The 13288-nt window shown below is 40.5% G+C and carries 8 protein-coding genes and 1 other annotated feature; all 8 genes read left to right on the top strand.

Annotated features, from left to right (window positions below):
• Window positions 1-8: 8 nt before the first annotated feature.
• The 8 genes from thiI (at window position 9) to MR181_RS00285 (ending at window position 13247) form a co-directional block, all read left to right on the top strand.
• Window positions 9-1229 (top strand): tRNA uracil 4-sulfurtransferase ThiI, encoded by a 1221-nt coding sequence (thiI, locus tag MR181_RS00320; RefSeq protein WP_242333613.1) that lies wholly within the window; start codon window positions 9-11, stop codon window positions 1227-1229.
• A 49-nt stretch (window positions 1230-1278) separates the two neighbouring features.
• Window positions 1279-1495: a binding site (T-box leader), on the top strand.
• 70 nt (window positions 1496-1565) lie between these two features.
• Window positions 1566-4223 (top strand): valine--tRNA ligase, encoded by a 2658-nt coding sequence (locus tag MR181_RS00315; protein ID WP_277956473.1) that lies wholly within the window; start codon window positions 1566-1568, stop codon window positions 4221-4223.
• 336 nt (window positions 4224-4559) lie between these two features.
• Window positions 4560-5975 (top strand): cytochrome ubiquinol oxidase subunit I, encoded by a 1416-nt coding sequence (locus MR181_RS00310; RefSeq protein WP_242333610.1) that lies wholly within the window; start codon window positions 4560-4562, stop codon window positions 5973-5975.
• A complete protein-coding gene (gene cydB / locus MR181_RS00305) occupies window positions 5976-6992 on the top strand; it encodes a cytochrome d ubiquinol oxidase subunit II (RefSeq protein ID WP_191911739.1) in 1017 nt (338 codons plus the stop codon).
• A 5-nt stretch (window positions 6993-6997) separates the two neighbouring features.
• Complete coding sequence (gene cydD / locus MR181_RS00300; protein ID WP_242333607.1) at window positions 6998-8716, top strand: thiol reductant ABC exporter subunit CydD; 1719 nt, start codon at window positions 6998-7000, stop codon at window positions 8714-8716.
• Window positions 8716-10455, top strand: a complete 1740-nt coding sequence (gene cydC / locus MR181_RS00295; protein ID WP_242333604.1) for a thiol reductant ABC exporter subunit CydC — start codon at window positions 8716-8718, stop codon at window positions 10453-10455. Before cydD ends, cydC begins: the two co-directional genes overlap by 1 nt.
• A 62-nt stretch (window positions 10456-10517) precedes the next feature.
• The gene (locus MR181_RS00290; protein ID WP_191911736.1) at window positions 10518-11735 is read left to right on the top strand and encodes an NAD(P)/FAD-dependent oxidoreductase; all 1218 of its coding nucleotides are present in this window, start codon (window positions 10518-10520) and stop codon (window positions 11733-11735) included.
• A 201-nt stretch (window positions 11736-11936) separates the two neighbouring features.
• Window positions 11937-13247, top strand: a complete 1311-nt coding sequence (locus MR181_RS00285; protein WP_242333600.1) for a bifunctional folylpolyglutamate synthase/dihydrofolate synthase — start codon at window positions 11937-11939, stop codon at window positions 13245-13247.
• Window positions 13248-13288: the final 41 nt, after the last annotated feature.

Here is a 13288-nt window from a genome sequence, read left to right as displayed (position 1 = left end):
CGATACTAGTGGATTATACTGAGATTATGGTTCGGTATGGTGAATTATCAACCAAGGGCCATAACAAGAAAAACTTCATTGACCGCCTTGGTACTAATGTGCGGAAGGCGCTTCATCGCTTTGAACAGGTTAAAGTTCATGCTCAGCGGGATCGTCTTCACGTCGAATTAAATGGGGCTAATTACAATCAAGTAATGGAACGATTGCAGGATGTTTTTGGAATTCAAAATTTCTCGCCATCAGTTAGGGTTGAGAAAAGTTTTGAAGCAACTGCTAAGGCTGCTGAACAAATGATTCGTGAACAGGTTAAGTCTCCAATTACATTTAAAATTAATACCCGTCGTTCCGATCATAAATTTCCAATTGATACCTTTGAAATGAATGATCAGCTGGGTGGTTACCTTTTGAAGAAGTTTCCAGATCTCTTGAAGGTCGATGTTCACCATCCAGACTTAACACTTCGGGTGGAAATTCGTTTAAATGGAATCTTTCTTTCAAGTGAAACCATTAAGGGCGCTGGTGGTCTCCCCGTCGGCACCGCTGGTAAAGGGATGATGATGCTTTCAGGTGGAATTGATTCGCCGGTTGCTGCTTATCTGGGGATGAAGCGGGGCGTTTCCATGGAAATGGTTCACTTCTTCAGCCCGCCGTATACCAGTCCTCAAGCCCTTGCTAAGGCAAAGCAATTGACAGAAAAGCTTGCGAAGTATAGTGGGAGTATTAAGTTTATTCAGGTACCATTTGCTGAAATTCAGGAAACCGTCAAGGAAAAGGTCCCTGAAGGCTATCTAATGACTGTTCAGCGACGGATGATGCTGCGATTAGCTGCCGCGCTAACGATGAAACGTCATGGCTTAGCAATCTTTAATGGTGAATCTTTAGGACAAGTGGCATCGCAAACGATGGAAAGTATGTTAGTAATTAATGATGTTACTAGCCTTCCAGTATTGCGACCGGTTCTTTCCTATGACAAGACCGAAATTATTGATGTAGCGAAGAAAATTGACACTTACGATCTTTCGATTTTGCCATATGAAGATTGCTGTACCGTCTTCACACCACCTTCGCCAAAGACTAAACCTGATCTTGAAAAAACACGGAAATACGAAGAACGTTTGGATATTGACGGCTTAATCAAACGGGCGTTAGACGGGATTGAAATTACTGAAATTCATTCTGGCGAGGATTTCTTAAACCAGAATGAGGACGTTTTTGCAGAACTTCTTTAAACTTCTGCTTGACGATCGTTTTTAAATTGGCTATTATTACAAACAAATAGTAAATGCGTTGATCAAAAGAGTAGGTAGCTATTTTCTTTGCAGAAAGGGAATAGTTGATGGGATATTCCTAGAAAATAGTTATTGAAAGTAGTTTGGTAGCACTCTAACTGAAATAATAGTAGGTTAGAACGGTTCATTTTACCGTTATAAAATGAATGAGTGAGACTATAACTAGATAGTCTAAAATAGGTGGTACCGCGGAACTCGTCCTATATGCTAGGGCGAGTTTTTTTATTTTTTCAACGTAAAATACTTGTTAATTAACTACTTAGAGGAGGACTCATAATGAGTACTGAAAAAGATATGTCCACTAAGTATGACCCAACAGCTGTCGAAGCTGGTCGTTATCAATGGTGGATTGATCAAGGCTTATTTAAGCCTAGTGGAGATAAAAAGGCACATCCATATTCAATTGTTATTCCACCACCAAATGTTACCGGGAAGCTTCATTTGGGTCACGCATGGGATACAACATTACAGGATATGATTATTCGTCAAAAGCGGATGCAGGGATACGATGTTCTTTGGCTTCCGGGGATGGATCATGCCGGAATCGCTACTCAGGCAAAGGTTGAAGCACGGCTACGCAAACAAGGAATTTCACGTTACGATTTAGGTCGCGAAAAATTTGTTCAACAAGTTTGGGACTGGAAAGATGAATATGCTGACATTATTCATAAGCAGTGGGCCAAAATGGGGATTTCCGTTGACTATGATCGGGAACGGTTTACCCTTGATAAAGGGCTGAACGAGGCTGTTCGGAAAGTCTTTGTTGATCTTTACAATAAGGGATTGATTTACCGAGGAACTTACATTATTAACTGGGATCCACAAGCACGGACCGCATTGTCAGATATTGAAGTGATCCACAAAGACGATAAAGGGGCATTCTATCACGTTAAATACCCATTTACTGATGGAACTAAGTTTAACGGTAAGGATTACATTGAAATTGCTACTACTCGTCCGGAAACGATGTTTGGTGATGAAGCAGTTGCCGTTAACCCGCATGATGAACGGTACAAGGACTTAGTTGGTAAGCATGTGCGTGTTCCGTTAGTTGACCGGGAGATTGAAATCATTGCGGATGATTATGTAACTCCTGACTTTGGTACTGGGATGGTAAAGATTACTCCAGCACACGATCCAAACGACTTCAAGGTTGGTAAGCGTCATAATCTTCCTGAACTAAATACCATGAATGAAGATGCTTCAATGAACGAAAATGCCGGGAAATACGAAGGAATGGACCGGTTTGAAGCTCGAAAAGCGATGGTTAAGGATTTGGAAGATCAAGGCTACATGCTTAAAGTTGATCCAATTGTTCACTCAGTTGGTCACTCAGAACGGACTGGGGTTCAGGTTGAAGCACGGCTTTCGACTCAATGGTTTGTTAAGATGAAGCCATTAGCAGAATCTGCCTTAAAGAACCAGGAAACTGACGATCGCGTTAACTTTATTCCTGGACGTTTTGAACATACCTTTACACAATGGATGGAAAACATTCATGATTGGGTTATTTCTCGTCAACTATGGTGGGGACACCGGATTCCAGCCTGGTATAACAAGAAGACTGGCGAAGTTTATGTTGGGATGGAAGCACCTAAAGATGCTGAGAATTGGGAACAAGATAAGGATGTTCTTGATACCTGGTTCTCAAGCGCTCTTTGGCCATTCTCGACAATGGGTTGGCCAGACACTGATTCTGCGGATTTCAAGCGTTACTTCCCAACCAACACTTTGGTAACTGGTTACGATATCATCTTCTTCTGGGTTTCCCGGATGATTTTCCAATCACTTGAATTTACTGGTAAGGCACCATTTAGAAACGTTCTTCTTCACGGACTAATTCGTGATGAACAGGGACGGAAGATGAGTAAGTCTCTCGGTAACGGAATCGATCCAATGGACGTAATCAAAAAGTATGGTGTCGATGCTTTACGGTGGTTCTTAATTACCGGTTCAACTCCTGGAAAGGATATTCGTTTTAGCTATACCAAGATGGATGCGGCCTGGAACTTCATTAACAAGATTTGGAATGCCAGTCGTTACGTTATTATGAACCTTGGCGACATGCCGGCTCCTGTTCTTCCAGAGAAGAGTAAGTGGGATCTGGCAGATCGTTGGATTTTAAGTCGGTTAAACGCGACTGTTAAGCAAGTTAATGCTCAGTTTGAGAAGTTTGAATTTGGTGAAGCAGGTCGAGCACTTTACAATTTCATTTGGAATGACTTCTGTGACTGGTACATTGAAATGACCAAGGAAAAGCTCAATAATGGGACTGCCGAGGAACAGGCTAACACGAAGAATATCCTTGGCTATGTTTTAGACCAAATTCTGAAGTTAATGCACCCGATCATGCCATTTGTTACAGAAAAGCTTTGGCAATCAATGCCACATGATGGCAAGTCAATTATGGTTGCTAAATATCCAGTTGCTCATGATGAATTTGATGATGATACCGCAACTGAACAAATGAGTCACTTAATTGAATTGATTACTGCAGTTCGGAATATTCGGAACCAAGCAAATGCTCCGATGTCGAAGCCAGTAGATCTGATCATCAAAGTTGAAAATGATCACCTTGCTGAGATGTTTGAAGCAAACAAGGATTACATTGACCGCTTCTGTCATCCAGAAAAATTAATTATTGGAACTGACGTTGAAACACCTAAGCTTGCCTTGTCCGGGATTTTGACCGGAGCAGAAGTTGACATTCCAATGGCGGAATTGGTTGACTTGGATGAAGAACGGGCACGGATGAAGAAAGAAATTGCTAACTTAGAAAAAGAAGTTCAGCGTTCAGAGAAGAAGTTAGGTAACGAGAACTTTGTTAAGAACGCACCAGAAAAAGTTGTGGAAGAAGAACGAACCAAGGCTAAAGAATGGCAACAAAAACTTGATGCTGCTAAGGATCGTTTAGCTTCACTTCAGGATGCTTAAATTATTATTTATAATGTAAGGCCCCATAGTTGGATGAAAAAATCTAATTATGGGGTTTTGTTATACCTGAAATTAGCGATTGACTAATTAAGCTACCCTTACAGAATAGGCAGAAGAACAGGTCGCCTAGTTCAAATTTCAATTCTTTATTTTTATGAATTGCATATCATTTGATAAGATGAAAAATACAGCTAAGTCAAGCGATTAGATTTGAAAAAAGATTAAAATAATTTGGAATAAAAATTGTAATTATTTATCAACAGTATTATGATTAAAGGTGAATGAAACACGGTAACGGTTTCACGTTTATTTCTTTTTCGGAGGGAGGCCTTTATTATGAGTATTCTTAGTCTTGCTCGGTTTCAATTTGCAATGACGACTGTCTACCACTTTTTCTTTGTTCCATTTACTATCGGAACAGCCTTCATTGTTGCAATTATGGAATCAATGTATGTTCATACTAAGAATGAATCATATAAAAAGATGACAAAGTTTTGGGGAAATATTTTCCTGCTGAGCTTTGCTGTTGGTGTTGTTACAGGTATTATTCAAGAATTTCAGTTTGGGATGAACTGGTCTGATTATTCACGGTTCATGGGGGACATCTTTGGTGCTCCATTAGCTTTGGAAGCTTTGCTATCATTCTTCATTGAATCTACATTTATTGGTCTCTGGGTGTTTACTTGGGATAAGGTAAAACCAGGACTCCATGCTTTCTTTATTTGGATGATCAGCTTTGGTTCACTTACTTCTGCTCTTTGGATTCTTACCGCAAACTCATTTATGCAGCACCCGGTTGGTTACGCCATTCGTGGTGGTCGTGCAGTAATGGTTGATTTCGGTGCTCTATTGAAAAACCCTCAATTGTGGTTTGAATTTGGTCACGTTATCTTGAACGCAATTATGATGGGTGGGGTAATCTTTGCTGGATTAACCGCATTTCAATTATTGAAGAAGCGTGAAATTTCCAATGAAGCACGAACTATTTACAAGAAGACGATGCGCCTTAGTTTGTGGATGTCACTAATTTTTGCAATCTTTGGTCTTGTTCTTGGTGATATGCAAATGCAATATCTTGTTAAGGAACAGCCAATGAAGTTTGCTGCTACTGAAGATGTTTACACCACAACTGGTGAACATGCTCCATGGACTGTTGTCGGAATCGCTAACACAAAAGAACATAAGGTTCAAAATAACATTGATATTCCAGATATGTTAAGTATTTTGTCTTATCACAAGACAACCGGAGCCGTTACCGGGATGAATGAACTGAATGCACAATACAAGAAGAAGTATGGCAAGAATATTGATTATTATCCACCAGTAAATACACTATTCTATAGTTTCCGGATTATGTGTGCAATTTCTGCTTGGATTATTCTAGTTTCATTCGTTGGCTTGATTATGAGTCGTAAGAAGTCGGGATACCTATACAAGCATAAGTGGGCACTTTGGATTTTGGCACTAACCACCTTCTTGCCATTTATTGGTAATACTGCTGGTTGGTTTGTAACAGAATTTGGTCGTGTTCCATGGACTGTTTATGGACTCTTTACTATCCAACAAAGTGTTTCGCCAAACGTTTCTGTTGCTTCGCTGCTAACTTCTAACATTGTTTACTTTGTATTGTTCACAGCTCTTGCAATTACGTTGATCGGCTTGATTGTTCACGAATTAAAGAAGGATCCAACTCAGGCGATCGAGCCAAAGTTCAAGAAGGTTCTTGATCCATTTGATAAGGAGGCGTTCTAAATGAGTTTTCTCCAATTATTATGGTTTATTTTGATTGGTGTCCTCTTTGCCGGCTTCTTCTTTCTTGATGGATTTGATTACGGTGTTGGGATGGCAACCGTTACGTTAAGTAATGACGAAGCAGAACGTGATCAAATGGTTCGGACGATTGGACCTGTTTGGGACGGAAATGAAGTTTGGCTAATTACTGCCGGTGGGGCAATGTTTGCCTCTTTCCCATACTGGTACGCAAGTTTATTTAGCGGTTACTACATTATTTTGATGTTAGTTCTGGTTGGCTTGATTATTCGTGGGGTTTCTTTTGAATTCCGTGCAAAGTCACCAATGCCACGAAAGCGGATTTGGGATTGGGCACTCGGTATCGGAAGTTTTATGGCACCATTCTTCCTGGGTGTTATGTTTATCAGCATGATTCAAGGAATGCCAATTGACGCTAATGGTAACTTCCACGCTACTTTCTTTGATTACATTAACTGGTTCTCCGTTGTTGGTGGGGTTGCTTTAACCCTTTTAACATATCTTCACGGGCTCAACTACATTGCATTAAAGACTGCTGGGGATATTCGTCAACGGGCAAACAATGTTGCTCAGTTCCTCTACTGGGTTCTTTATGTTGGCTTAGTTGTCTTCGCACTGATGCTAATCTTTATGACCGACTTCATGAAGGTTCACCCAGTTGCAACGATTACAATGTTAGTCGTAATGGTTATCTTAACCATCATTGCTCAAGTAGCTGCTATTAAAGGAAAGGAATTAACCGCCTTTATTGCTAGTGGTTTAACTTTAGTTGCATTGGTCGTTCTTCTGTTTGTCGGTCTATTCCCACGGGTACTAATCAGTTCAATTAGCCCACGGTATGACTTGTTGATTCAGAATGCATCATCAACTCAGTACACATTGACAGTAATGACAATTGCTACATGCTGCTTATTGCCATTTGTCCTTGCTTACACGATCTGGGCATACTGGATCTTCCGTAAGCGGATTGCAATGCCAGTTGTTACGGAGGCTAAGTAAGCATTATGATTGATCGATTACTCTTCACGCTTAAGGGGAGCAAACAGATCATGATAAAGCTTGTAGGGTTTTATGTCCTGCAAGCTTTTCTTATCATTGGTCAAGCAATCTCGCTAGCTTCACTATTAACAAATCTTTGGGCTGGTCATTCCCTGGCAAGTGAATGGGGCTGGCTAGTCGGATTTATTAGCTGTTTCATTGGTCGTCACATTATTAATTGGCTTGATACTGTATTGCTTGATAACTATGCTCGGAAAACTGCACAGCATTTGCGGCAAGAATTACTAGCTAAACTATTTAAGCTTGGCCCGCAACTAGTTCAACAACAAGGAACGGGGAATATTGTTACGTTGACTTTAGATGGGATTTCTGAAGTGGAAAACTACATTAATCTTTTGTTTAGTAAGTTTGTCAGCATGATGATTATTCCAGTGATGCTTCTTATTGTCTGCTTTTGGTTAGACTGGATTTCTGGCCTGGTAATGCTACTTGTTTACCCGTTAATAATTCTTTTTATGATTATTCTTGGTTACGCTGCTAAGGCTAAAGCTGATCGTCAATATGCTAACTTTCAAGTTCTGTCAAATCACTTTATTGATTCGTTGCGGGGAATTGACACGTTAAAGTATTTTGGCCTAAGCAAACGATATTCTAAGAGTATTTTTCGTTCAAGCGAACGTTTCCGAAAGTCGACGATGAGTGTTATTCGGGTGGCAATGCTATCTACGTTCGCTCTCGATTTCTTCACTACTCTGTCAATTGCGGTTTTAGCGGTTTTCTTGGGCTTGCGGTTGATTGAAGGCCACCTATTACTATTCCCAGCATTAGGAATCCTAATTTTAGCTCCAGAATATTTCATGCCGATTCGTAATTTCGCTAATGACTATCACGCAACACTTAACGGGAAGAACTCATTTCATGCAGTGGAGAAAATTTTGCAAGAAGAAGTTCCGCCCGAACCCCATGTCGATCTCAAAAAATGGCAAGCGGATAGTAAGTTGGAGTTAAATAATGTGGAGTTTCAATATGAGCACGGAAGTCAATTAGCACCAGTTAACATCAATCTTCATGGCTTCCAGAAAGTAGGAATTGTGGGAATGAGTGGTGCTGGGAAAACCACTTTAATTAATCTTTTAGGTGGCTTTCTCCATCCCACATCCGGGACAATAAAGATTCAGGGACAAACTGTTAAGACCTTAAATATTGAAGATTGGCAAAAACAGATTATCTATATTCTCCAGGATCCATATATTTTTGATGATACTTTACGAAATAATATTTGTTTCTATACGCCGGATGTCAGCCAAGAACAAATTGATAAAGCGATTGAAATGATGGGCCTTACATCACTGGTTGCTGAATTGCCGGATGGACTTGACACAATGATTGGTAAGGGACACCGGCAATTAAGTGGTGGTCAGGCACAACGAATAGCGCTTGCTCGCGCCTTCCTAGATCAGTCGCGGCGAATTTTGATTTTAGATGAACCAACTGCTCACTTAGATATTGAAACCGAGTTAGAGTTGAAGGAACGGATGATTCCAATTATGAAGGATCACCTTGTCTTGTTCGCTACTCACCGGTTGCACTGGATGCGACAGATGGATTACATTATTGTGATGCGCCACGGTAAGATTGTCGAACAGGGAACCTATGATCAATTAATGGCTAAACCAGGATATTTTACAGATTTGGTGTTTGACCGTTCGAAGGGGGAAGATTAATGAATAAAATTCCATTATTGAAAGCCCTCCGTCATGACCGGTGGGTTCGCCCATTTCTCAAAAAATATCGCTGGACACTAGTGCTGGCTATTTCATTGGGAATTTTAACCTTTGTTTGTGCTGGGGGGTTAATGTTCACTGCTGGTTACCTAATCAGTAAGTGTGCAACGATGCCGTTTAACATCTTACTTGTTTATGTTCCAATAGTATTAACGCGGGCTTTCGGAATTTTTCGTCCCGTCCTTCACTATGCTGAACGGTTAACGAGCCATAATTGGGTTTTTAAGATGACCTCAATGTTTCGTAAGCGACTCTATGACTCGTTGGAGAAGGATGCAGTATTTTTCAATAGTAAATACCGGATTGGTGATATCTTAGGGTTGCTTTCCGAAGACGTTGCCCATATTCAAAACCTATACTTGAGAACTATTTTTCCAATGTTGGTTGCTTGTGGTCTTTACCTTATTATTGTAATTGCATTGGGGGCCTTAACACCATGGATGGGATTGTTAATGTTAATCTTATTTGGGTTAATTATTTTTGGAATCCCGGTTTGGTCAATCTTAGTTAATGGGGCACGTCAAGAACAGGAAAAGGAAGCAACTAACAAGCTTTATTCCGATTTAACTGATAATGTGATGGGAATTACAGATTGGGTGCTTTCAGGGAATTCTAGTAAGTATCTTCAACGGCATGATAATGACGAAAAAAAGCTGCTGAATTCGCAACAAAAGATGCACCGCTTCAATAATTTCCGTGACTTCGTTCTCCAAATGTTAATTCTCCTGGTTATTATTTCATTAGTAGTCTGGGGATCCTACCGTTTTGGCGGTCATTGGGGTGCTAATTGGATTGCTGCATTTGTTCTCTGTGTTTTTCCGCTGGATGAAGCTTTAGCTGGATTACCGGCTGCTGCTCAGCAAACGAACGTTTATACGGATTCGTTAGTCCGTTTGAATAGTCTTCCAGAACCTAGTAAGGAAAAGCAAGTGATTCCTCAAATTAAAGCACCATACCAGATTGATATTGATAATCTTAGCTTTCGGTATTCGCCGAATACAAAGCAAATTTTGCAACACTTGAATTTGCAAATTAAGCCTGGAGAGAAGTTAGCGATCCTTGGGCGTAGCGGAACCGGGAAAAGTACGTTAGCTAGTCTAATTCGTGGTGATTTGCAACCTACTGAAGGACAGATAACGATTAATGGCGAGCCAACAGATAAATTTGGCGATCAAATTGCTAACTATATTGGCGTTGTTCACCAGTCGCCATATTTATTTAACACGACCGTTTTGAATAATATTCGTTTAGGAAATGAGGATGCAACAGAAAAAGATGTTTGGAGCGTTCTGAAACGAGTTGGTCTGGAAGAAAAAATTCGTCAATTACCGGATGGTCTCAACACAAAAATCGGTGAGGCTGGACTGATCTTTTCTGGTGGTGAACGGCACCGGCTGTCTTTAGCTCGGATCCTATTAAAGGATGTTCCAATTGTTATTTTAGATGAGCCAACGGTTGGTCTTGATCCACTAACTGAACAGCAGGTTATTGATACTTTTATGAATGAATTAGCTGGGAAGACGCTTATATGGATTACGCACCATTTACAAGGAATTGATGCAATGAATCGCGTGATCTTCCTTGAAAATGGTAAAATAACAATGAGTGGGACACCACAAGAGTTATGGGAAAATAACCCTCATTACCGAAAACTCAAAAAAGCAGATCAAGGTCTGTAAAAAAGAAGCATTCTTGATGAAGAATGTTTTATACTATTAATTAAATAGGGGATGAATTATTTATGAAGAAGATTGTTGTACTAGGTGCGGGATACGCGGGCCTAAAAACTGTTGTCCTCCTTCAAAAGAAGCTGAAGGGTGAGGGACGAATTGTCTTAGTTGATCGAAATACCTATCACTACGAAGCAACTGACCTCCATGAAGTAGCTGCGGGGAATTTACCACCCGCAAAGATTTCATATCAAGTTAGTGACTTGATTAATTCTAAGGTAACAACCTTTATTCAGGATGAAGTTGTTAAGATTAATGCTGACGACAAAACCGTTGAACTGGCTCACCGTGAACAACCGCTTGATTACGATTACTGTGTTGTTAGTCTTGGGTTTACTTCTGAAACGTTCGGCATTGAAGGGGCAAAGGAAAATGCGCTCCAAATGACTAATGTCAAGGAAGCTCTTGAAATTCACAGTCACATTATTGATAAGATGAAGGATTACAAGATTACCAAGAATCCTGATGACTTGAAGATTATCGTTTGTGGTGCCGGATTTACTGGAATTGAATTAGCGGGTGCACTAGTTGATGCTCGTCCACGCTATGCCCAAATTGCTGGAGTAAAGCCTGAAGATATCCAAATCTCATTGATTGAAGCTTCAGAACGTCTTTTACCAATGTTTAACCAGGATCTTGCTAATTACGGTGTTAACTTGGTAAAGAAGCTTGGGGTTCACCTTTACACAAGCTGCTTGATTTCGCGGATTAAGCCAAGTACTGTAATTTATCAGCATGGTCGTGGCAATGGTGATGAATCAATGACTGCTGGTACGATCATTTGGACAACCGGTGTTAGTGGAAGTCCAGTAATGGCTGAGTCTGGCTTTAATGAACGCCGTGGCCGGGTTGTTGTTACTGATCACTTAAATGATCCAGATCATGAGGATCTTTACATTATTGGAGATGTGGCAGCGGTTATGGCTCCGGGTTCACCTCGTCCTTACCCAACCACAGCTCAATTGGCACTTTCAATGGCTGATTATGTTGCTGATGATATTGCCGATCGGGTAAGAAAAGGCGAACGGCTAAGCGAACCATACTCATACAAGTCACTTGGTACCGTTGCTTCAGTCGGTAATACGCGTGCCTTTGGTGTTGCGATGGGCCATGAAGTTAAGGGATACATTGGTTCGTTTATGAAGAAAATGATTGCTAACCGTTCACTCTTAGAAGTGGGAGGATTGAAGGAACTCCTTGCTAAGGGACGCTTTGATTTGTATCACTAGAATAGGGTGTTAGACGGAACTAGCTTGCTAGTTCGTTTTCAAACCTAAAATTAGTCATCGTAAACCCCCATAGTTGGAATTTTTTGTTCAACTATGGGGGTTTACTTCAGAGCACTGAGGCTTACTTGCTGATTAAATTATGTTAAGATGTGGTATTAAGTTGCTAAGGGATTTAAGCTAATTAAGTAGAAAGGATAGGAAATGATTGAATCATATGCTGAAGCGCTGAATTTTATTCATGGACGGACAAAATTCAAAAAGATTCCAACGTTAGACCGGATGAGACTGTTCCTTGAGAGATTGGGAAACCCGCAGAAGGGATTGAAGTATGTCCATGTTACGGGAACGAATGGTAAGGGTTCAACCGTTGCAATGTTAAGATCGATGTTAATGGCGGCAGGGTTAAATGTTGGGAGTTTTACTTCTCCCTTTATTACTCGCTTTAACGAACGAATAGCACTGAATGCTCAACCAATTAGCGATGAGGATTTAACAAGATTAGCCCGTAAAGTGGAACCGGTTGTCCAGCAGTTAGATCAGGAATTACCAACCGGTGGGCCAACTGAGTTTGAGATTGATACCGCAATTATGTTTTGCTATTTTGCGGAAAAGCAACCGGATTTGGTTCTTCTCGAGGTCGGTATTGGCGGTCTATATGATTCAACAAACGTCATTACGCCGCTTGTAAGTGTGATCACCACTGTAAGTTGGGATCACATGAAATATCTTGGTGATACTTTAGCTAAAATTGCTCATCAAAAGGCCGGAATTATTAAGAGGGGAGTTCCCGTGGTTATCGGTCAGCTTCCTCCATCGGCACTTCAAGTAATTATGAAAGAAGCAACCGAAAAAAATGCTAAAGTTTATGAACTAGGTAAGGACTTTTCAGCACAAAAAATTAATCAAAATGCCATTAAAGCAGAGATTATATATGATGGCGGTCAATTGCACCATTTTCGAAGTACTCTCGGACTAGCTGGTGACTATCAAGTTGAGAATGCTGCAATTGCAATTACAACGCTACAAATAGTTCTAACGAAACTTGGGATTCCGGTAATTATTGCCGACTTAAAGAAGGGGTTGGCAATGACCCAGTGGCCTGGTCGGATGGAAACCGTGATTGATGAGCCGCTAGTATTATTGGATGGGGCGCATAACCTTCCAGGAATGCAGGCATTAGTTAAAACAATTCGCGATGATTTTAGCGATCGTGAAGTATACGTCCTTGTTGCTATTTTAGCTGATAAACAATATGAGCTAATGCTTGGTGAGTTGGCTAGTTTGGGGAATGTACATTTGATGGTTACTAATTTTGCCGGCCCTGGACCTAAACGACCAAGTGCTAATCTAACTACCACAATTGGTGAATTTAAGACGAAGCACCCAATTCAAGTTGCGGAAAATTGGCAAACTGGATTCGTTAAATTATCTCAAGGATTAACAGCGGATGATGTAATGATCATTACTGGCTCGCTCTATTTTGTTTCTGAAGTTAGAAAAAATTTAAAATAAAATAATGCAAAACTCCTTTTATTTCGTTATGGATATATAGA

Source organism: Limosilactobacillus urinaemulieris, from assembly GCF_932750685.1.
Classification (GTDB): domain Bacteria; phylum Bacillota; class Bacilli; order Lactobacillales; family Lactobacillaceae; genus Limosilactobacillus; species Limosilactobacillus urinaemulieris.
This window is presented reverse-complemented; position numbering and strand designations above follow the sequence as displayed.

Coding starts and splice junctions, on each gene's coding strand:
- MR181_RS00315 (WP_277956473.1), top strand. CDS start 1,566: ATGAGTACTGAAAAAGATATGTCCACTAAGTATGACCCAACAGCTGTC.
- MR181_RS00310 (WP_242333610.1), top strand. CDS start 4,560: ATGAGTATTCTTAGTCTTGCTCGGTTTCAATTTGCAATGACGACTGTC.
- cydB (WP_191911739.1), top strand. CDS start 5,976: ATGAGTTTTCTCCAATTATTATGGTTTATTTTGATTGGTGTCCTCTTT.
- cydD (WP_242333607.1), top strand. CDS start 6,998: ATGATTGATCGATTACTCTTCACGCTTAAGGGGAGCAAACAGATCATG.
- cydC (WP_242333604.1), top strand. CDS start 8,716: ATGAATAAAATTCCATTATTGAAAGCCCTCCGTCATGACCGGTGGGTT.
- MR181_RS00290 (WP_191911736.1), top strand. CDS start 10,518: ATGAAGAAGATTGTTGTACTAGGTGCGGGATACGCGGGCCTAAAAACT.
- MR181_RS00285 (WP_242333600.1), top strand. CDS start 11,937: ATGATTGAATCATATGCTGAAGCGCTGAATTTTATTCATGGACGGACA.